The following is a 21,671-nucleotide window of genomic DNA, read 5'->3' on the forward strand; positions in this document are numbered from 1 at the left end:
TGTGCGGTTGTGAAATCATGCATTTTAATAAGGGTTAGTGTAAGCATTGATTGAAATGCAGGAGACACAGAAGCGCATAACTCTGTGATTCGTATTTTTGTTATGCAAGTGACTATATTAGGAAGTGGAACTTCCACCGGGGTGCCGGAGATTGGGTGTACTTGTCCGGTTTGTCGGTCTGCAGATGTGCGTGACAAACGCTTGCGTACATCAGCGTGGATTCGTACGGATGATGACGCTACTATTCTGGTGGACTGTGGCCCTGATTTTAGAGAACAGATGCTTCGTCTGGTGGATTTCCGTAAAATCGACGGAGTTCTCATCACCCATGAACATTATGATCACGTAGGTGGTTTGGACGATTTGCGTCCTTTTTGCCGTTTTGGAGAGATTCCTTTATATGCAGAAGCTTATACGGGCGATGATTTACGTCAGCGGATGCCTTATTGTCTGGTCAATCAGAGTTATCCTGGTGTACCACGTATTTTTTTGCAGGAGGTTATTCCGGGGCAATCGTTTTATATCCGACAGACAGAGGTTGTCCCTTTTCGTGTAATGCATGGACGACTGCCTATTCTTGGGTATCGCATCGGAGGCAGGTTGGGGTATATAACAGATATGTTGACTATGCCTGAAGTTTCTTATGAATGCTTGCAGGACGTAGAAGTATTGGTTATAAATGCACTTCGTCCCAATCCTCATCCTACCCACCAGAGCATATCTGAAGCTTTGGCAGTTGCAGCCCGTATCGGTGCCCGTGAAACTTATCTGGTGCACATGAGTCATCATGCAGGATTGCATGCTGAGATAGAACAGACCTTGCCTCCGCATGTGCATTTTGCTTTTGATGGCTTGGAAATTTGTATTTAATGGGTGTCTAAGGAGTTTTTTTGTATTAAGCTCCTCTTTTTTTGTCTTTTTTTAAACATTCATTTTGTTTTATTAGTGAAAAAAGCTATTTTTGCCCAAGAAACCAAATGGATGTTATGAAGTTGTCACTTTCTATAAAGGTTGTTGTAGTGGCGTCCGTTGTGCTTCTGTGTACAGGGGTAGCTCTTTATTCTTTTATGCGCTTGAATTCGGTGGAACAGCGGCAGGATTTTGATTTGTATACGTTGGTTCCGCAGGATGCAGTAGCTGTATTTGAAACAGACCGGATGATGGAATTGCTGGAGTCTGTCGATGAGATGGAGAGCAGTAAGGACGGATATCACTTTCAGTTGTCCGAATTATTGGGATGTATCAGGACTTTCCTTGACACATGGGTGCAAGAGTCTCCTCATGCGTTAAGTAAACAGATGAACAAAGTTCTCATAAGTTTCCACCATCCCGCAACCTCTTCGGATGAGGTTCTCTATTGTGCTCTGGGCGCAGGAGATTATCAGCGCATACAGACCTTTGTCGGTCAGTATGCTCCTTCTTCGTTTCCGGTCAAATCTTTTGAATATCAAGGTGAGGTCATTCGTATCTATCCTTTACGTAACGGACATTTCTTAGCTATGTATCTTACCAAAGACTTCCTGGCGCTTAGTTTTCAGAAAAGGTTATTAGAGCAGGTCATTGATGCCCGGCATAAGAAGAAAGCGTTGATGCAAGATGATTCGTTCCAGCAAATGTATGCCAGCAAGCAGCGCAACGTTGTTTCTACACTTTATGTTCGTATGGGAGCTGTGCCTATGGGGCTTGAGTCTGGTGCTGTTAGTTCCAGACTTAACTTGGGAGAGTGGATGGCATTCAATCTGAAAGTAGCGGACACTGCGGTATATTGTTTGGGTGTCAGCTATGAGAGCGACAGCATCCGCCACAGTTTTGTTAATACTTTGCGTAAGCAGCAGAATATTTCGGGTTATGCGGGTGACTACCTGCCTGCTTCTACCTTGCTGTATGAGTGCTGGTCTATGACAGACAAACAAAGTTTGTGGTCTTTTACGGCTTCGCAGGATTATCTCTCTGCGCCTTACTCTCCATATATGGCCGATCGTGATAGGGAATGGTTAGCTTACTTGCAGGATTGTGCAGATTCCCAAGCAATATCATGCGTTTTCCGTCCGGAGGAATTGTCAGAGCGTGAGCCTTGCGCGGTAGTCATTATTCCCTTGCTTGACGAAGCCAAGGCCAAACAGCGTTTCTTTTCCTGGTTGCATGCTACTCCGCGCGAGAAAGAGGCTCCCCAGGCCCCGGTCTTCAATCCGGATTATGCACGCTATCCTTGTTCGCAGTCTTACCGTAAATATTTGTTGCCCCGCAACACGCTTTTTGTGCGGTTGACAGGACTGGACACAGCTTCCTCCCATTCCTATGCTTGTTTCTATCGCGACCGTTTGTTGGTGGCAGCTGATGCTTTAAGTCTGTCTGCCTATATCAATGCAATGGAGAAGAAAGATTTGTTGGTGGATGTTCCTTTCTATGGGGATATTACCAATACCTTAGCTTCTTCCTATGGCTTTTTGTTGATAACCGATTTGAACAGGCTGTCTGAAGTACCTTCCCGTTACCATAGCTTTATACCGACATTCTTTTTACGTCACTTTGACTTTTTCAGTCATTTCTTTCTGGCATTGCAGTTTACTTGTGCAGAAGGAGAAGTCTACCCGAATGTGACATTGCTTTATTGATACGGTGTCCTGAGACATAAAGAATATATGTCCGTCTTCAGCTTTTTAGTTTAAACAACACACAGCCCCCGCAGATGTATTTCTACACCTTTGGGGGCTGCGTTGTTTTTCTTGTTGTCTGGCTGCGTCAGTTTTGCCTGTGCAGTTTATTTCTTCATCCTTACTACCCGTATGCCCGTCCAGTTCTTATGTTCCTTGAGCATCTGGGCGAGAGTAATGTTAGAAGCTACCACCTTTCCTTCTACAGATGAGGCATGTATCAATGTCAACTTGCCATCGGCATAGAACGCGATACCCATGTGGGCTATGTCCAGTCCGGGAGTATTGGTGGTGATGGCAATGATGTCTCCATTCTTTATCCACGCCAGGCCATTGTAAGGCAGTTTGTCCTTGGGCAGGTAGTGTACGGTTTGTCCGGAGAGGCGTTTTTCTATCTGGCGCATCTTCTGTACGTTTTCCGGAGAATTGGCCAATTGCTTGTACTCTTGCGGATGCGTGCTCATGTATGACAACTGAATTGTTTGGGTATCAGAGCTTTTCTTGTCGGTAATGTCTTCTAAGAATCCGTGTTGTACACCGTTGTCAATCCATTCGGTGATATAGTGCAAGCGAGACGTATAGCCGTTTACCTGACCATCGCGGTAGCGGATCATCTGTATTTTTTCAGCAAAGGTCGTTTCGGAAACGTCTCCGTTGATAATAGGGCAGAGCGATTCGGCCAATACATATTCCACCAGTGTATTGCAATCTACCTCGTCACAATTCAGGGTAAGTTCTTCCGGACCGTCCAAATCCAAGGTGTGGGCTGCATAGGGAATGTCCAAGTATTTGATGGCATTGGTCAGCATGCGGTCTTCATCGGCGGTTTGTGCCTGTGCTGCTAAAGAAACAGCCATGGTACAACAAGCCGCAATCATAAGTTTTTTCATTGTTTTCATCATCTTTATTGTTTCGTTATTATAATGGGTTACTGATATGGGTTGAAATGATTTAAACTTTCTTCTCTACAGAATCCGCAACAGATGTACCGGCTCTTTCAGGTTTGCAGCTTATATATTGGCACCCTACTTCTAATACATTGGTAGTATGCTTCTTGTATATGGGCAGTATGCTTCTTCTGAAAGAGGCAGAAAGTTTATATCACTTCAGTCGCGCATAATTCATTGTTTCACTTTCAGGCAAGCCTTTATGAAATAAGTAATCAGCAGTATATAGGCCAGCAAGGCTACTGCCTGCGACCACGAATTGGCCAGCCAGGCTTCGTTAATCCAGTTGAACTCAGCAAAGCGCAGTCCGGCACTTACTACTCCCATCAAGGCTCCTCCTGCAATGAAACCTGAGGCAAGCAATGTTCCGCGTTCGCCACGCAAAGCATTCAGTTCTTTGTCTTTGGAGCGGGTAGTGACATACCAGTTAATGGCTCCTCCAACCAATAGCGGAATGTTGAGTTCCAACGGGATAAACATGCCCAAGGCAAAGGCTAAGGCCGGGATTTTGCAGAAGTTGAGCACGATGGCCAGTACGGCTCCGATGCCATAGAGCAGCCATGGAGCCGAAATGCCACTCATCAGCGGTTCGATGACTGCTGCCATGGCGTTGGCTTGGGGAGCTGCCAGGTCGCCGCTGGTGAATCCATAGGTCTTGTTCAGGATAATCATCACTCCTCCTACGGTAGCTGCCGATACGATGGTGCCTAAAAATTTCCATGTTTCCTGCTTGGCGGGAGTGGTTCCTAGCCAATAACCTATTTTCAGGTCGGTGATGAAACCGCCTGCCATAGAGAGTGCCGTACATACCACACCTCCCATGACCAGTGCCGCTACCATGCCGCCCGGACCTTTCAAGCCTACAGCTACCATGACTACGGAGGCCAGGATAAGTGTCATAAGCGTCATGCCGGAAACTGGGTTGGTGCCAACAATGGCAATGGCATTGGCAGCCACAGTAGTGAAGAGAAAGGCGATGCCAGCCACCAGTAGAATAGCGACTATGGTGTGAAGCACATTGCCTTGCATGACATCGAAATAGAAAAACAGCACTACCAGAATGAGGGTGATGATGGAACCTATGGCAATGAACTTCATGGAAAGGTCGCGTTGGGTGCGCATCATTTGTGCTTCCGCATCCGACTTGCCTTTCAACTCTTTGGCAGCCAGTCCGACGGCACTCTTAATGATACCCCATGATTTGATGATGCCCAGGATACCCGCCATGGCTATACCGCCGATGCCGATGCTTTTGGCATAATTGTTGAAAATCTCTTCCGGACTCATGGCAGCCATGGTCTGTGTGATTTCCGGGTTCCATTGGTTCAGTACCATGTCGCCACATATCAGTGAAAGGCCGGGAATCAGTATCCACCACACGAACAGTGACCCGAAGCAGATAATGGCAGCATATTTCAGTCCAACGATATAACCCAATCCCAAGACTGCAGCACCCGTATTGACTTTGAATACCAGTTTGGCTTTGTCTGCCAGTGTTTCGCCCAACTGGCAGACGCGGGTCGTGAAGTTTTCGTTCCACAAGCCGAAAGTTGCCGTAATAAAGTCGTATAATCCGCCAATCAGTCCAGCCGTGAGCAGAGGCTTGGCCTGGTCGCCTCCTTTCTGTCCGGATACCAGAATCTGTGTCGTGGCAGTGGCTTCGGGGAAGGGATATTTGCCATGCATGTCACTTACAAAATATTTGCGGAAAGGGATGAGAAACAAGATGCCCAGTATACCACCCAATAAGGAACTGATGAATACCTGTGCAAAAGTGACGGTCACCTCCTCGGGGTAGCGTTCCTGCAAGATGTATAACGCCGGTAGGGTGAAGATGGCGCCGGCGACAATAACGCCCGATGAAGCACCGATGGACTGGATGATGACATTCTCTCCCAGCGAATTTTTGCGCTTGGCTGCCGTAGATAATCCCACGGCTATAATGGCTATGGGGATAGCTGCCTCAAACACTTGGCCGACCTTCAGCCCCAGGTAGGCTGCTGCGGCCGAGAAAAGAACAGCCATACAAACGCCCCACAACACAGACCAGAGGTTGACTTCGGGGTAAGTTTTGTTCGGACTCATCAGCGGGTTGTACACTTCTCCCGGTTTCAATTCCCGGAATGCATTTTCCGGCAAGCCGGTAATGGGTTCAGATTGTTGTTCCATAAAGGTAATTAAAAAAGTTTCCTCCATTGCCTTTCTTCTCCAAAGACAACGGGAGGTTTTTTCATAAGGATTGACGATTACTTCTGTTATTCTTTCTCTCTATGATATATGACGTGAGGGTAGTTGTCACTCTTCACTTCTTTTCTTCCATGTCTCCTTCGATGTATAGCCTCAGCATTTCTGTTTCAGCATTGGTGCGCAGGGTAATGGATTTGCGGAAATGCCCCGGATAACGTCCGGTACCGTTATAAGTCACTTTCACTGTGCCAGTTTTGCCGGGCAATACAGGCTCCTGGGTATATTCAGGCACTGTGCATCCGCATGAAGCGATGGCCTGGTGGATGACTAAGGGAGCATTGCCTACGTTGGTAAACGTGAAAGTGCACGATACAATCGGTTTTTCTTCAGAGAATGTGCCGAAATCATGAGTCGTTTTGTCGAACTTGATTTCTGCTTTGCTTTGTGCCGAAGCATAGCTGATGCCGGCCAATAGGAAGAGCATCAGGCAGAGAATGGTCTTTTTCATTTTTCTTTTCCTTATTTTTTGTAAATCAATGGCCACAAAGATACGTCTTTTCTGACAGATATGGGGCAGGTGCGTGCGAAATTGTATTAATTCGACTTATTTATGGCAGGTGGCGAGGACATATTTGCAACTTTTGAGCTACCTTTGCATGACGGATATAGCAGCGCAGGCTGTTACTCCCGCAGATGCCCATACTCATTTTTTGCAGCATCGGCTTGTAACAATAAGTAGGATTATTTCTTCACATTTGAATTATGAAACACGCCCATACCACCCAAGAGAATTTTGTACATCTGACCACCGAGCCTGTGCACCGGCTTGTCATGTCGCTGGCCGTACCTACTATTATCAGTATGCTGGTGACTTCTTTTTATAATATGGCAGACACATATTTTGTGGGTAAAATCAATACCCAATCCACGGCGGCGGTAGGAGTGGTGTTTTCGTTCATGACTATTGTACAAGCTATCGGATTTTTCTTTGGTCATGGGTCAGGCAATTACATTTCCCGCCGCTTGGGCGCGCAGGATACTGCCAATGCAGAGAAAATGGCAGCCACAGGTTTCTTTCTGGCATTCTTTTTCGGATTGCTGTTGTCGGTAGTAGGGCTTATGTTTCTTACTCCGCTTTCGATCTTGTTGGGTTCTACGCCTACGATTTTGCCCTATACAGAGCGCTATTTAGGAGTTATCCTTCTTGGTGCTCCCTTTATGACAGCCTCGTTGGTACTGAACAATCAGATGCGTTTTCAAGGTAATGCAGCTTATGCGATGGTGGGCATCGTGTCGGGGGCGGTGATTAATGTGGTACTGGATCCTCTTTTGATTTTTGGTTTGGATATGGGTATTTCGGGCGCAGCCTGGGCCACAGCCATCAGCCAGTTATGCAGTTTTATTTTGCTGCTTTTCATGGTTAGGCGCGGGGGGAATATCCGTATCCGTTTCCGCAATTTTACACCCACCTTTTCATTTATCAAAGAAATTGTCGGGGGAGGGACCCCGTCGCTGGCCCGTCAGGGGTTGGCCAGTGTTTCTACCATGCTGCTTAATCTGGCTGCCGGTGTGTATGGTGACGCGGCTATTGCTGGCATGAGCATTGTGTCGCGTATTGGCATGTTTATCAATTCATTCCTTATAGGTTTTGGACAAGGCTTTCAGCCAGTGTGCGGCTTTAACTACGGGGCAGGACTTTATGCCCGTGTCCGACAGGGGTTCTGGTTTTGCGTAAAGGTAGGCTTTGTGTTTTTGCTTGTTTTTGCAGTGGCTTGTTTTGGGTATGCCGAGCAAGTGGTAGAGCTTTTCCGGAAGGGAGACCCTGCAGTAGTGGCTACAGGAGCGGCTGCCTTGCGTTGGCAGCTGGTTACTTATCCGTTAGGCGCTTGGATTATTGTGAGCAACATGATGCTTCAGACTATCCGTAAACCAGTGCGAGCCACAGTTCTTTCTTCGGCACGTCAGGGATTGTTCTTTGTACCTCTCATTTTTATTCTTCCTCATTTCCTGGGTCTGCAGGGAGTGGAAATGTGTCAGGCGGTGTCTGATATGTTTACTTTCGTATTGGCTATCCCTTTGACGTGTGGAGTGCTGGCTGAAATGAAGCGTAAGGAAATGGAGCCAATTCAATAGCTTTTTGCGCGTCCAGCGAGGCGGGTACATTAATAATCCGTTGGTTGCTGCTCCCTCGGAAATGCAGACTTTCGTTGCGAAGGGATTGTATGAACTTGCCATCTACCAGTACGTCAAGGTAGGGGAGCAGGGCTGCTTGCCGTGGATTCTGCAGGATGCTTTCAAAATTATATCCTGTGTAACACCAAATGTTTTTACGGCTTTCCCGGCGGATTTCTCTTGCCAGTTCGCCGAAGCCTTCGGGTTGCATCAGGGGATCCCCTCCGCTGAAAGTTACATCAGCAAATGGGTCGTCTAAAATGCGTCGTAGGATGTCGTCCGTATCCATCAGGTGCCCATTTGCCTGATTCCACGACTGCGGATTGTGACACCCGGGACAGTGATGCGGGCAGCCTGCGGCATAGATGGTAGTGCGCAGGCCAGGCCCGTCCACCGTGGTGTCTTCTATGATGTCAAGGATGTAAAGCTGCATGAGAGTTTATCAGTTGTGCAGAGTGCGGTCGTTCAGCTCTGCCAGTTTAGCTCTGTTCCACCGGTCAGTTGTTCCGACCAGGTATCCGGTGATGCGTTGCAGCCGGTCAATATGCTTGCTTCCGCATTGCGGGCAAACATCCATTTGCGAGGCTGCATTTTCATAGCCACAATCCATGCAGCGGTTACGGTTATGGTTTACTGAGCCGTATCCTATGTTATAGTAATCCATCATATCTACAATACGCATAATGGCTTCGGGGTTATGGGTAGCATCACCGTCTATCTCTACATAGAAGATATGCCCTCCCCGTGTAAGGTCGTGGTAGGGGGCTTCAATCTCGGCCTTGTGGCGTGCACTGCATTTGTAATATACCGGTACATGGTTGGAGTTCGTGTAATATTCCCGGTCGGTAATGCCGGGCAGAATGCCGAACTGCTTGCGGTCTATGCGGGTGAATTTGCCAGACAGTCCCTCTGCCGGTGTAGCCAGAATGCTGTAGTTGTGTTGGTAGCGTTCTGAGAATTGATTGGCGCTGTCGCGCATATACGTCACGATGCGCAATCCTAATTGTTGCGCTTCCTCTGATTCTCCATGATGCTTACCGATGAGGGCAACCAGACACTCTGCCAAACCGATGAATCCGATGCCTAAGGTTCCTTGATTGATAACCGATTCGATGGAATCGTTGGGAGTCAGTCCTTCGCATCCGGTCCATAAGGTTGACATCAGCAGAGGAAATTGTTTTGCCCGGGCTGTTTTTTGAAATTCCATTCGCTCATGCAACTGGAGGGCGGTGATTTCCAGCATGTCGTGCAGTCGCTCAAAAAAGCGGGTGATACGTGAATCTTTGTCAGGAATATCCATACATTCAATGGCCAGTCGAACGATATTGATGGTAGAGAATGACAAGTTGCCCCGGCTTATAGAGGTTTTAGGTCCGAAGCGATTCTCGAATACGCGGGTGCGACACCCCATTGTAGCTACTTCATGCAGGTAGCGGTGCGGGTCGTTGGCCTGCCAGTCTTCACTTTGGTTAAATGTCGCATCTAAGTTCAGGAAGTTTGGGAAGAAGCGGCGTGCGGTAACTTGGCAGGCCAGTTTGTAAAGGTCATAATTCCTGTCTTCCGGCAGGTAGCTGATACCGCGTTTCTTTTTCCATATCTGAATAGGGAAAATAGCAGTTTCTCCATTTCCTACGCCCCGGTAGGTACTGTTCAATAGTTCGCGGATAACGCACCGTCCCTCAGCCGAAGTGTCTGTGCCATAGTTGATGGAGCTGAATACCACCTGATTGCCTCCTCGTGAGTGAATGGTATTCATATTGTGGATGAAAGCTTCCATGGCTTGATGTACACGGGCAACGGTCTGATTAATTGCATGCTGTTTCAGGCGTTCCTGTCCAGTTAGTCCGTCCAGGTTGCGGACCAGGTAGTCGTCTATTTCCTGCTGATACAGCTGTGAGAGGTCTTGCCCATAAAGTTCTTCCAGCTTTTTGACTTCTTCTATGTAGCTTTGGCGCACATAAGGTGCCAGGTAAAAATCAAAAGCAGGTATGGCTTGTCCACCATGCATTTCGTTCTGGGCGGTTTCCAGCGAGATGCAAGCCAACACACTGGCAGTTTCAATTCGTTTGGCAGGACGTGACTCGCCATGACCGGCGGAGAATCCTTGCCTTAGAATCTTGTCCAGCGGATGTTGTACACAAGTTAGGCTTTTGGTCGGATAATAATCTTTATCATGTATATGCAGGTAGTTGTGTGTTACTGCCTGTTTTACTTCTTCGCTCAGCAAATAGTCGTCCACAAAAGGCTTAGTGGTTTCGCTGGCAAATTTCATCATCATGCCGGCAGGAGTGTCAGCATTCATGTTGGCGTTCTCCCGGGTGATGTCATTCGACTTTATGTTAATGATTTCCAAAAACACATCCCGTGTCTTGGCTTTGCGGGCTATGCTGCGTTGATTGCGGTAGGCAATGTATTTCTGAGCTACATCCTTGCGGCTGCTTTCCATTAGTTCCAGTTCCACCTGATCCTGTATTTCCTCTACTGTCATTTGTGTTTTTCCTTTGAAGGCTATGCGGTCTGTAATCTGGCGGATAAGGGCATGGTCTTCTCCTTTATCTGTGTGTAGCATGGCTTTGCGTATAGCTGTAGAAATCTTTTCTTCGTTGAATCCTACGATGCGTCCGTCACGTTTAATAACTGTTTGTATCATAGAAATAATCTTTTTGAATTGTATGAGTTCTTGTTGAGATTGCAGCTGCAAAGTTATTTGAATTAATTGTATGTTTTCTATTTTAGATAACTTTTTGTCTGTTAAATATCGTTTCTTATTTGCTAATCAATTAGTTGTTTATCAGTTTTGGAAAACTTTTGTTTACGTCGTATTATTATATTTGTCTGTTATGGAATATTTGTTGTGCTGTTAGATGGGAATAATATCTGCTATATGGATGGTATATATAGAAAAAATCCGCACCGGTTAAGATGCGGATTCTTTGGGTAACAAGTAACGTATTCTGTTATTTCAGTGCTTCGGCAATCTTTTCTTGCAGTTCTTCTCCATGCAGACCGCGTGCCAGGATGGTGCCTTCGCCATCTACCAGAACGGTGTGGGGAATGCTGCTTACGGCATAGAGTTTGGCACCTTCGCAATCCCAATATTTCAGGTCGGACATTTGCGGCCATGTGATTTTCAATTGTTTGATGCCGTTTTTCCATGCCTCGGCGTCACGGTCCAGAGAAACACCGACAATCTCAAAACCTTTGTTCTTATATTTCTTGTAAGCTTCTACCAGATTGGGCATTTCGCGGCGGCAGGGACCACACCAGCTGGCCCAGAAGTCAATGAGTGTAACCTTGCCTTTACCTACATAATCCGACAGTTTTACCGCCTTTCCGTCCGGAGTCTGCATTTCAAAGTCGGTGAATTTCTGTCCTACGGCCGTAGCTTTCATCTTTTCTACATTGTCTTTGATGCGGATGATGGTTTCGTCGTTGGCGTATGCTGCCGGGATTTGTGCCATCAGCGGGTCAAGGTCTTCCACGTCCATGTAGTAGAAGTTTTGCTTTAGCAGATAGATGCCAGCTGCGTTTGTGATGTTGTTAGTGATACCTTCTTTCATAACGCCCATCATTTTTTCTTCCGTCGCCTCAATGTTCTTGCTGGCTTCTTCGCGCTGTTCGTCAGTCAGCGTGGAATCTGACAAGCTCTTGTAGATGGCAGACATTTGTTTGGTCAACTCATTCACTTGAGCACGGATGACCTGATAGGCATCATTCGTTGGAGTTCCGGTTGCTGCATCGTCATTTGTCGACAAATGGATCTGGATATTTCCGTTTTCTAAGAAGAAGTCCATAGCCAAGCTGTTTTCTCCAGATTTGTAAGTCAGGTAACGTACATCTGCCAGAGAGTCAGCTTTAGTACCTTTAAACTGAAATTCTCCGTTGGTAATTACGGCAGAGTCCAGTTTTACCAGTTGGCGTCCTTCGCGTGCTTGCATGTAGACGGTATCTCCGTCTGCTGCGCCTTCTACGCTGCCTTTCACTGTGTAACCTTGGTTCCCGCTACATGCAGCCAGTAAAGCTGCGGTAGCCAGTAAGTAAGTAAACTTTTTCATTATTATTCCTTTTTAAGTTGGTGATTTTTACGGTTGCAAAGATAGCAATAAAAAATCCCCTTCACCATAGGCGAAGAGGATTTTATAGTTTTAATCCCATTTTTTAATGATGCACCGTTTTTATTCGGCAGCATTTTCGGCAGCAGGCGCCTCAGCACCCTCAGCACCTTCTTCCGTAGCAGGTGCTTCGGCAGCAGCTTTGGCTGCTTCTTCTGCAGCTTTCTTTTCAGCCAAGGCTTTAGCCTTTTCTTCGTTTACTTTCTTTTCGGCTTCCAGACGTGCTTTAGCTATTTCTTTCTTAGCCTCTTCGTCTTTAGCTTTCAGGGCAGCCAAACCGTTCTGCTTGTTGTTCTTCCAAGCCTGGAATTTAGTTTCGGCTTCAGCTTCACCGAAAGCGCCTTTTGCAACGCCTCCCAACAGGTGTTTCTTCATATAGACACCTTCGCGGGAAAGAATGTTCCGAACCGTGTCAGTGGGCTGAGCTCCCGTCATCACCCATTTCAATGCACGGTCAAAGTTCAAATCTACTGTGGCAGGATTGGTGTTGGGGTTGTAGGTACCAATCTTTTCAATAAAACGACCATCACGTGGTGCTTTTGCGTCGGCAATTACGATGGAGTAGAAAGCGTAGCTTTTGCGTCCATGTCTTTGCAATCTGATTTTTGTTGCCATTGGATAAAAAATAGTATTTAGTTAATGATTTGAATAATGCTACTAACTCGTAATAGCGGGCGCAAAGGTAATGATTTTCTTTCAATCAGCCAAAAAGCGTAGAATATATTTTGTCGAGAAAAGACACTTTGGCTGCTAACCTCAGGTTTATGACTGTAACTGTGACTTTGAGCGTCGTAACCCTTAACTTGAGGCTGCTAATGTGTAGGGACACGATTTCTGGTCGTTAACCTAATGATAACACAACCTTAACCTGCTGCCTTTGCGACTCTCTCTATCTTTGCAGTGTCGGAAAGACAAAGAATAACAAGAAACCAAAATTACAAATGACTCATTAAAACATTAATCGTTATGAAAACTTTAGTTATTTCTCTCGTTATGGCAGCTGCCGGTATGTTGAACTCTGTTTCCGCTGCTAATTCTTCGCAACGTTTCGCCTACAATTCCGATACTGACAGTACGGGTGTTACTACGGAATACGTCTATAAGGTGAGCGAAGATGGCTTGTACTTGTATCATCATCTGAAGTACCGCTACATCTACGATGATTCTCAGCGTTTGCTTTGCAAGGAAATCTTGCGCTGGGATGCTGTCTCTGAAGATTACCTGCCGAGCTACGCCTTGCATTATACATATACGGCGGATGACACTGTTTCGGTGGAACTGGCTTTGTGGAGCAAATCTGACGAGGCTTATACCGATGTACGCGAGAAAGCCGTTTATGCTGCCGATGCTTTCGGTCTGACTTATCAGGCGTATGAATACGATGTCAGGCACAATGTTTGGCAGATGACTGGCGAGCATGAAGTGGAAGCCATGCTGATGGCCGACAGGTAGAGAAGGCTTTGTGGCTTGCGAAAGACTCATTCTTCTGTGGAGAGAGCCCTGTGGAGAGAGCCCTGTGGAGAGAGCTTAACGGGCATCCATAAAAAGATGGTACGCTATTTGGGTGTTATGTGATGAATCTTTATTTTTGCACCTTTCCAATGTAAAAAGCGATAGAGCAGAAGGATGAAACTGAAAAATATTGTTGTGCTTTCGGTGATAGTGGTGTTGCTGATTTCCATCTTGCAACAGATATATTTCGGCTACGCCATGGGAACGATTCGGGCAAAGACGGAAACGACTCTGAATGCCTGCTTCAAAAAGGCGTTTGACCGTACAGTAGATGATCAGGTCAATAATCTTTCTTTGCCTGAAGGCACGATGACACACATTATTTATATGCCTGTCAACCCGGGTGAAACACCGGAAGAGGAGGATTTCAGCTTTTACACATCGCAGCAGACAGCTGCCATCCTGCAGGAAGTATACGATACGGAAATCCCCTTGGATACCTTACTGATGAATTTGGAGAGAGATTTGCGTAGTGACGGTGTGGATGGTAAAGTATATCTCCGTATATCCGACGTTCAAGCCGACACGATACTGCAAATGCTGCCTGCGTATCCCAGACAAGGCTTTCTTGACATGGAGTTTGTCTCTGATAAGGCTTATTTAAATAAGGATAAAGGCATTGTTGTAGAAGGACAAGTTATATTCTCGCTCAGGCAGGGCAACCTGTTCAGTCGGCAATTCTGGGCCACTGTGGTTATCAGGTGTCTCAGTGTCTTGATTATTATTGGCTTCTTTTTGCGCGTCCGTAGCCTGCAGCGACAGCAGATTAACATCGCTTGTCAACGGGCAGAGTTTTATAGGCAAGCCAAAGAGCTGGAAGCGCCGATATGCCAGGTAAAATCAGATATGGTCTCTGCCCGTTGGATGCCGGTTTACGAAATGGTCAAGAAGCTGTTAGCTTCCGTTGAAACCACCTTGACACATGCCAAACAAGAAAATGTCCGTATCAACAAACGCCGTGTTTTCAGACCGTTGCTTTGGTCGGGCATGGCTATTTGCGGCATCTTTCTGCTGACAGTTCTTTGGGGATTTTTTTTCTATGCAGAACGCTGGCATGAGGTATTGCATCAGACGCAAGTAGCTTTTGAAGAAGCTTTCGTGTCGGAAAGTCGACAGCGGTATGACCGACTGCACCAACAGCTGTCGGCACAGGGCAGACCTACCAGTAGGCTGACCGGAAGTACGGCTTATCCGGCTATGCAGCTGGATTCGCTACTTGGCATTTATTGGTTTGAAAACGATTCGGTCGGCAATCCGCAGGGACCGCACATACACACGGGCTATGCTTATGTCAAGCAAGGTGGTCTGTATATGAATGAGAATGCCCGTGTACGCAGGGCTTATACCAATCAGTATTATTTTGTCAGCATGGGAGAGCCTTACATTCCTCTTGACCGCCAGTGTATGGACTCTCTTTTCAAAGTCCGTCTGCACAGAGAAAAACTGCCTGCCGGGCATCTTCATTTCTTTCACTCGGATGGTGACAGCCTTTCTTCCCATTGGAGCAGCATTGTTACGCCGTCGGTCAGCACCCGCAACGACCGTACGGAATGGATGCAGGGTGTGGTACCGTTCTCTTTGTCCTACGTAGTCGGCACAGACTGGTATCTTTTTCTGTCTCTTGGGCTGATGTTCTTCTTTACTGTTTTCTGTATCTATATCCAGTGGCGCATTGCCCGTCGGCAGCGGCAGCTGGAGCAGTTCCGCCGTGATTTTACCTATGCCATGATTCATGATATGAAGTCGCCTTTCCGGTCTGTGCTGATGGGTGCCCAGATCATGGCGAGTGGCCGGATAGACCCTGCTTCGGAGAAAGCCAGCCGCCTGCTTACAGCCATGAACGACGAGTGCGACCATCTGCTGTCACTTTCCGCCCGCGTGGTTATGCTGACACAATTAGAACGTGGCGAACTTCAGTTGCATCAGACAGATATTGCGCTTCGTCCCTTGTTGGAGGACCTTGCCGCCAAGTTCAGTCTGAAAGCCACCAAACCCGTGACCTTTTCCATAGATTGTCCTACCGATTTCCATATTACGGCCGATGCCTTCTGTATGCGCGAAGTGCTTTCCAATCTGGTAGACAATGCCTTGAAATATTCACGCGAATCCGTACATATCTGTCTTTCTGCTGTCCGGACGAATGGAAATGTATATCTGAGCGTGCGTGATAATGGCATCGGTATCTCTCCGCGCGACCGCCGGCGCATCTTCGGCAAATTTGAACGCGTGGTTTCAGGCAGTCGTGCTACGGGAGCTTCCGGCTTCGGATTGGGGCTGAACTTCGTGTGGCAGGTCGTGCGTGCACATGGCGGCACCGTATCGGTACTGAGTGACGGGCGAAGTTACAGCGAGTTTCGGATAGAATTATCATCTCATCAGGCATCGGTGGCATCCTGACAATGTGGTTTCCTTTGTGAAAGGCTTATCAATGTTTCTCTTATATAAGAGGTATCCATGTCGGGCGTAGATAGTTTGAACCGCTTCAATATCTTTGAACGAATTGAATCGCTTACCTCTTGTTTGCCAAGTGTATTCTGCCGACTTGCCCCAGGTGAATTTTGTGAAGATTACACAGATTAACATTGTTTCTTGTGGGGGCTGTCTTTAAAAAGCTTATCTTTGCTGTATATAACTATAAATGATTATTAAAATGAAAACGTATTCCATACAAGCAAATCCGAGTGGTACTCGCAACATTGTAGTATCCGAGGAGAATTTGGCAACTATTGAGAAATACGGATTGTTCCGTCATCTGATAGACAGCAACGGTATTGTAGATGAGGTTGTGTTGGATAAATTGAAATTGAATACTCGTTCGCTTATCGCATCGCAGGAAGAGAACTGCAAGGATTTGCTGGACTTGTGTATTGACGTGATTTACCATGCTAACATGAAGGCTTTTGGGCTGCAACAACTTGTTAAACTTTATCTGCAGTGGCTTTCTGAGCCAGATACAGACGACGAGGAGGAGGAAGAAAGCTATGAAGACCGTTGATACCGTTTGCCAACAATGGCCGTATAGTCCGCTTATTCCGGCTGTACAAGCTATCTGTGAGGCTGCGAAAGGCGAGCAGGTGGAGATTATACTGAATGACGCTTCGGCTTTCAATGACTTGAAAGAATTCCTGGCTGAACAGAAAATCGGTTTCAGGGAGATTTATGATGAGGAAAAAATGATTTTGCAGTTTATCCGTTGAGGGTGGGAGGTGCCTGTAAGGCACAAAGCCGGAAAAAACGAATCGGGTGGTGCGGTTTACTTGCTTGAAGTTGTCCGCATCACCCGATTTTTATGAGTAAGATGTCCGGCAGCAGTCAGGCAGTGTCCTGCCTGCTGCTGCCTGGGTGACAATTACAAGGGAATGTATTCTACGAATGCTTCCATAGCTTCATAAGAAGCAAGTCCCAACTGGTCATACAAGATAGCTGTGCCCCGGTTGCGGTCTTCGCTTCGTTGCCAGAACAAGCGTTCGTCATTGCCTAAGAAAGGTGCGCTTTCCATCTGGCTCTGGTGTTTCAGGATAGCATTACGTTTAGCTCGCAGTTCTTCCGGGCTGATGGGTACCGCCATTTCTATGTTCTCGATTTCCCATTCTGCCCATGCGCCGCGGTACATCCAGATACGGCAGTCTTTCAGCCATTCAGCACCTTCTTCTTTCTCCAGGTCGATGGCAGCAAATACCGCATCTGTGCAGACACGGTGCGTGCCGTGTGGGTCGGCCAAATCGCCAGCCACGAATATCTGATGGGGTTGAACTTCGCGCAACAAGTTGCGGATGATTTCTACGTCAGCCTCTCCCAACGGATTCTTCTGAATCTTGCCGGTTTCATAGAACGGAAGGTCGAGGAAGTGACAGTGATCCAAAGGAATGTTGTTGTATGTGCAGGCAGTACGCGCTTCGCCGCGGCGAATCAGTCCTTTGATAGTCAGTATGTCGCGTGTATCCATGTCTCCGTCTTTCTTTTCGCGGAGGTATTTGCGTATTTCGGCATATTTCTGGTTAATCACTTCGTCGCCGCTGTTATTGAACAGTTGGTTGAAGCCATTGATAAAGTGCAGGAAGCGCACCACCTCTTCATCGCCCACGGCTATATTGCCGGATGTTTCGTAAGCAATATGCACATCGTGCTTCTGCTCTACCAGTCGACGGATGGTACCACCCATGGAGATGACATCATCGTCGGGATGAGGAGAAAATACAATGATGCGCTTGGGGTATGGTTTGGCACGTTCTGGCCGATAGGTGTCGTCGGCATTCGGTTTTCCACCTGGCCAGCCGGTAATGGTATGCTGCAGGTCGTTGAAGATTTTGATATTTACATTGTATGCAGAACCGTAAAGAGCCAGCAACTCACTCAATCCGTTTTCGTTGTAATCTTTGTTGGTCAGTTTTAAGATAGGTTTGCCCGTCAGTTGGCACAGCCAGACGATGGCGCTACGGATGAGCTTGTCGTTCCACTCGCACGATGTAACCAGCCACGGACGCTGTATGCGTGTGAGGTTGGATGCAGCCGAGAGGTCGATAACCACATGGGTGTTGTTGTGTGTTTGTAAGAAGGAGGCAGGCAGTGTGTCTGTCACCGGTCCTTCCACACAAGCTTTTATTTGCGAGGCTTTTTCTTCTCCCCAAGCTATCAGATAGACTTTCTTGGCCGAGAGAATAGTGGATACGCCCATCGTGATGGCACTGATGGGGGTATTGTCTAAGGTTCCGAATATTTTCGAGGCTTCGTTTCGTGAAGCATTGTCCATCAGGATAAGTCGCGTTGTGGAATTCATGCGCGAACCGGGTTCATTGAATCCGATGTTGCCTACACGTCCTATGCCTACAAGGGCAAAGTCCAGTCCGCCGAAACTTTCGATACGTTGTTCATACAAGCGGCAGTAGTCAAAGATGGCGTCTTTGGCTATGGTACTGTCTGGGCTGAAGATATTCTGTTTGTCGATGTCCACATGATCCAGCAGCATTTCCTTCAATGCGTTGAGGTTGCTGGTAGCGGCATCGGGTGCCAGCGGATAGTATTCATATAAATTGAATATGATTACGTTGCGGAAGCTGAGTCCTTCTTCCCGATGGATTCGTACAAGGTCAGCATAGACATTGCGCGGAGAGTTTCCACCTGCCAAGGCCAAGACACAGAAACGACCTGCTTTTTGCTTTTCGCGGATGAGTTGGGCGATTTCCAGTGCTATCTGGTTGGCGCCTTCTTCCGGCGTTTCATAAATGTCCGTGGGTATCTTTTCCAAACGGGTAAGTACTGAGCGCTCGAACGCATTTTCAGGCCGGTAGTATCTGGGAGATACCCGGTTGAGTGTAATTTGGGAACTTAAGTTGGTCTTCATAATGAAAGGTATTAATTAATAAATTGATAAGATTATTTCCCCTGTACAAATTTAGCGACTTTCCCGTCAAAGTGTATGCTGTAAGCCGGGTATTTTTTCTTAAAACTTCAAAAAGAGGAGGAAAGGAGTCGGAGAGGGGATACCGGGGACAGCTTTCTTGAGGTTTCCCATTACGGCCAGAGGGGTTACTGAGTGAAACATTGCCATGTCAGGCAACCGCCTGACATCTGTTGTATATCCTATGTGATAATCAGTAGGTTGCTTCTTGGCGATAAGAAGTCTGCTGCTTATAGCTTAGCAGTTCGCTTCTTATTGCTTGGATGTCTGGGTAAAAAGGCTTGTTGTTGGAACCGCCGTCTGACAGATATTTCTGTAGCATCGTGAAAAGGTCGAATCACTCCCTTGAGCGGATATAGAAGGTGACAGAGGTGCTGTTGCCTTCTCCGTCTACGGCTGTCAGCGTATGCTTTCCTTCGGTGGGCTGAAGCGAAATCTGGTGGAAATCGGTTGTCTGGGTCAGGTAGGTTTGGTCAAGATGCCAGAATACAGTGGTGCCTGGATGCCTGTGTGCCAGTTCTGCGGTCAGGAAGCCTAAACTGCCGTCCAGCAGGTGTGGCAGGGTAATATGTGCATTCATGGTGGGATAGATGAACTGCAAAGTCGGATAGTTGTCTTCACCGGAATCGGATACGAAAGGAGGGAGCGGTTTGTACTCCGGGTGATGTTTCGTATAGAACCATTCCCATACAGGGGGCAACGAAAACCAGGAAGTATCTATGGCGGGAACGTTGGAGAGACTGTTTTCATATACGCGGTGTCTGCGGTCGGCAGTAAGCAAGACCGGATGGTGGTAAGGGCAGACTTCTGTCCTTCTTCCGGCTGGCAGAATCTGCATGGTGTCTGTCTCCTGGCAAAAGCGACTTTTCAAATGTCCGGACTGGCGACAGATTTCGGCATCTGTCAATGCGCCGGACGGATAGGGGAACCATTGTGAAGCTGCAGGAAGCAGGTTGAGCACATCAAATAAAACCGGTCCTGCGGTGCGGGCTCCTACCAGCCCGGGCTTGCCTTCGCCCGTAGCATTGCCTACCCATACGCCTACGGCATATCGGGGAGTAACTCCTACGGCCCAGGCATCGCGGAAACCATAGCTGGTGCCTGTCTTCCAGGCTACCGGACGTATGGAAGGTATCGATTTCCAGTCGATTTCTTCCGGGCGGTTGACCTCAGTAAGCGCGTTGAATATTTGCCATACGCCACCTGCCTGAAATGGTCCGCGGGAATTTCCGGTCTGCATGGAGGGATTTTTCAATAAACTGCACGAAGAGGGGGGGAGGTTTAAAAGTGTGCGTCCCATTTGCACGTAAGCGCAGGTTACATCCCATAGCGTGGCTTCTGCTCCACCCAATATAAGTGACAGACCGTAGTGGGAAGCAGGCTTGTCGAGGGTATGTATGCCGACTTCGTGCAGGAAATTGTAGAATTTAGGTACGCCGTATTCTCTGAGCAGATTAACTGCCGGGATATTGAGCGAGCGGGCTAATGCCTCATCGGCCGGTACAGCGCCTTCAAACTGTCGGTTGAAATTTTGAGGAGTAAAGCCGTTGATATTGACGGGAATATCCGGCAGCAATGTATGAGGCAGTATCAATCCTTCCTGAAGAGCTGCATAATAGAGAAAAGGTTTCAGAATGCTTCCCGTGCTGCGTGGCGCGAAGATTATATCTACCTGATTGCCACTGTTGGTTCCTCCATAGCCAGTGTTTCCTACATAGGCTACCGGTTGGCTGGTGTGTAAGTCGATGACTATGATAGCCAAATTCCGGATGTCGTTTTGCTGAAACTCACGGCTTCGGCGTTCGGCCAGGTTCTCTATCTGAATTTGCAAGGACTTATCTATAGACGAAACGGAACGCAGTCCGGGACGCTGTGTGCTGAGACGGTTTACCAAGTGTGGCGCTATGGATGGTAAGGGTTTGGGGGCAACGGGCAAAGGCTCGTCCAAAGCCAGTTCATAGGCCGAGGAAGTGAGGTATCCCTGTTGCAGCAGCATTTTCAATACGCGGTTACGTTTGCGCAGCAAGGCTTCCTGACCTTTGCCCGGATGTATGTCCGATGGTGCATTGGGGAGTACAGCCAGTGTGGCAGCTTCTGCCCATGACAATTCAGAGGCCGGGTGAGAGAAATAACGCCACGATGCAGCTTCCAGTCCGACTACGTTTCCTCCAAACGGAGCGTGTGAGGCGTACAGGGCAAGTATCTCTTGTTTGGAATAGCGCAGTTCCAACCGGGTGGCCATGATGATTTCTATCAGTTTCTCATGCCAGGTGCGTGGGCGGTTTCTGGAAAGCCGGATGGTTTGCATAGTCAGTGTGCTGCCGCCGCTTATAATCCGGTGATGCTTCAGATTCTGCCAGGCGGCACGCAGAATGGACAACGGATTGACTCCGGGGTGATAATAGAAATACTGGTCTTCGAAAGCAAGAAGGCAGCGGGTGAATTTTTCGGGCACGCTGTCGCACGGAGGAAAGCGCCATTGTCCGTCTGCGGCGATACGCGCTCCCAGCAATTCTTCGTGACAGTCAGTTACAACTGTAGAGTATGGGACCTGGAACAGAGTACGGGGCAGACAACAGGCGTAGGCAGTCAGCACCATTACCAAACTTGCTAACCCGACTTTCTGGAAAAGAGAAAGTCGGGTTAAGCTTGGGTATATCCTCTGTAGTTGTGTGCGTATCGACATGAT

General features: G+C 47.6%; 16 protein-coding genes. 7 read left to right on the plus strand and 9 right to left on the minus strand.

Annotation, left to right across the window (positions count from 1 at the left end):
- Nucleotides 1–102 precede the first annotated feature (102 nt).
- Complete coding sequence (locus B5F34_RS10450) at nucleotides 103–870, plus strand: MBL fold metallo-hydrolase (RefSeq protein WP_087338454.1); 768 nt, start codon at nucleotides 103–105, stop codon at nucleotides 868–870.
- Nucleotides 871–986: 116 nt separating this feature from the next.
- Complete coding sequence (locus tag B5F34_RS10455) at nucleotides 987–2,615, plus strand: DUF3352 domain-containing protein (RefSeq protein ID WP_087338558.1); 1,629 nt, start codon at nucleotides 987–989, stop codon at nucleotides 2,613–2,615.
- Between the two features lie 146 nt (nucleotides 2,616–2,761).
- Here the strand turns inward: B5F34_RS10455 and B5F34_RS10460 are convergent, their stop codons facing one another.
- The 3 genes from B5F34_RS10460 to B5F34_RS10470 form a co-directional block, all read right to left on the minus strand.
- Nucleotides 2,762–3,553, minus strand: a complete 792-nt coding sequence (locus B5F34_RS10460) for an N-acetylmuramoyl-L-alanine amidase-like domain-containing protein (protein WP_087338561.1) — start codon at nucleotides 3,551–3,553, stop codon at nucleotides 2,762–2,764.
- A 222-nt stretch (nucleotides 3,554–3,775) separates the two neighbouring features.
- Complete coding sequence (locus tag B5F34_RS10465; RefSeq protein WP_087338564.1) at nucleotides 3,776–5,770, minus strand: oligopeptide transporter, OPT family; 1,995 nt, start codon at nucleotides 5,768–5,770, stop codon at nucleotides 3,776–3,778.
- Nucleotides 5,771–5,903: 133 nt separating this feature from the next.
- Nucleotides 5,904–6,296, minus strand: coding sequence for a DUF1573 domain-containing protein (locus B5F34_RS10470; RefSeq protein WP_087338457.1), 393 nt, complete (start codon nucleotides 6,294–6,296; stop codon nucleotides 5,904–5,906).
- 254 nt (nucleotides 6,297–6,550) lie between these two features.
- On the opposite strand from B5F34_RS10470, the gene B5F34_RS10475 reads away from it, so the two are divergent.
- Entirely contained in the window at nucleotides 6,551–7,921 is a 1,371-nt protein-coding gene (locus B5F34_RS10475) for an MATE family efflux transporter (protein ID WP_087338461.1), read from the plus strand.
- On the opposite strand, the gene nrdG is transcribed toward B5F34_RS10475, so the two are convergent.
- The 4 genes from nrdG to B5F34_RS10495 form a co-directional block, all read right to left on the minus strand.
- Nucleotides 7,857–8,393: an anaerobic ribonucleoside-triphosphate reductase activating protein gene (gene nrdG, locus B5F34_RS10480; protein ID WP_087338465.1), complete on the minus strand. Its 537-nt coding sequence runs from the start codon at nucleotides 8,391–8,393 to the stop codon at nucleotides 7,857–7,859. The two genes, B5F34_RS10475 and nrdG, sit on opposite strands and share 65 nt — an antisense overlap.
- 9 nt (nucleotides 8,394–8,402) lie before the next feature.
- A complete protein-coding gene (locus tag B5F34_RS10485; protein ID WP_087338568.1) occupies nucleotides 8,403–10,610 on the minus strand; it encodes an anaerobic ribonucleoside triphosphate reductase in 2,208 nt (735 codons plus the stop codon).
- Between the two features lie 307 nt (nucleotides 10,611–10,917).
- Nucleotides 10,918–12,015, minus strand: coding sequence for a TlpA disulfide reductase family protein (locus tag B5F34_RS10490; protein WP_087338468.1), 1,098 nt, complete (start codon nucleotides 12,013–12,015; stop codon nucleotides 10,918–10,920).
- A 120-nt stretch (nucleotides 12,016–12,135) separates the two neighbouring features.
- On the minus strand, nucleotides 12,136–12,687 hold the full coding sequence (locus tag B5F34_RS10495) for a 30S ribosomal protein S16 (RefSeq protein ID WP_087338472.1): 552 nt from the start codon (nucleotides 12,685–12,687) through the stop codon (nucleotides 12,136–12,138).
- A gap of 345 nt (nucleotides 12,688–13,032) precedes the next feature.
- On the opposite strand from B5F34_RS10495, the gene B5F34_RS10500 reads away from it, so the two are divergent.
- The 4 genes from B5F34_RS10500 (at nucleotide 13,033) to B5F34_RS10515 (ending at nucleotide 16,781) form a co-directional block, all read left to right on the plus strand.
- Nucleotides 13,033–13,524, plus strand: coding sequence for a DUF3836 domain-containing protein (locus B5F34_RS10500; RefSeq protein ID WP_255376964.1), 492 nt, complete (start codon nucleotides 13,033–13,035; stop codon nucleotides 13,522–13,524).
- A gap of 174 nt (nucleotides 13,525–13,698) precedes the next feature.
- Nucleotides 13,699–15,981: a HAMP domain-containing sensor histidine kinase gene (locus B5F34_RS10505; RefSeq protein WP_087338478.1), complete on the plus strand. Its 2,283-nt coding sequence runs from the start codon at nucleotides 13,699–13,701 to the stop codon at nucleotides 15,979–15,981.
- Between the two features lie 253 nt (nucleotides 15,982–16,234).
- Complete coding sequence (locus tag B5F34_RS10510; protein WP_087338573.1) at nucleotides 16,235–16,579, plus strand: hypothetical protein; 345 nt, start codon at nucleotides 16,235–16,237, stop codon at nucleotides 16,577–16,579.
- Nucleotides 16,566–16,781 carry a sulfurtransferase TusA family protein gene (locus B5F34_RS10515; RefSeq protein ID WP_087338482.1) on the plus strand — a complete coding sequence of 72 codons (216 nt, stop codon included), beginning with the start codon at nucleotides 16,566–16,568 and terminating at the stop codon, nucleotides 16,779–16,781. Before B5F34_RS10510 ends, B5F34_RS10515 begins: the two co-directional genes overlap by 14 nt.
- A gap of 152 nt (nucleotides 16,782–16,933) precedes the next feature.
- Here the strand turns inward: B5F34_RS10515 and B5F34_RS10520 are convergent, their stop codons facing one another.
- Nucleotides 16,934–18,925 (minus strand): glucosamine-6-phosphate deaminase, encoded by a 1,992-nt coding sequence (locus B5F34_RS10520; protein WP_087338484.1) that lies wholly within the window; start codon nucleotides 18,923–18,925, stop codon nucleotides 16,934–16,936.
- 394 nt (nucleotides 18,926–19,319) lie between these two features.
- Nucleotides 19,320–21,668, minus strand: a complete 2,349-nt coding sequence (pbpC, locus tag B5F34_RS10525) for a penicillin-binding protein 1C (protein WP_087338486.1) — start codon at nucleotides 21,666–21,668, stop codon at nucleotides 19,320–19,322.
- Nucleotides 21,669–21,671: the final 3 nt, after the last annotated feature.

Origin of the sequence: Mediterranea sp. An20 (genome assembly GCF_002160055.1) — a bacterium.
GTDB classification, from domain to species: domain Bacteria; phylum Bacteroidota; class Bacteroidia; order Bacteroidales; family Bacteroidaceae; genus Bacteroides; species Bacteroides avicola.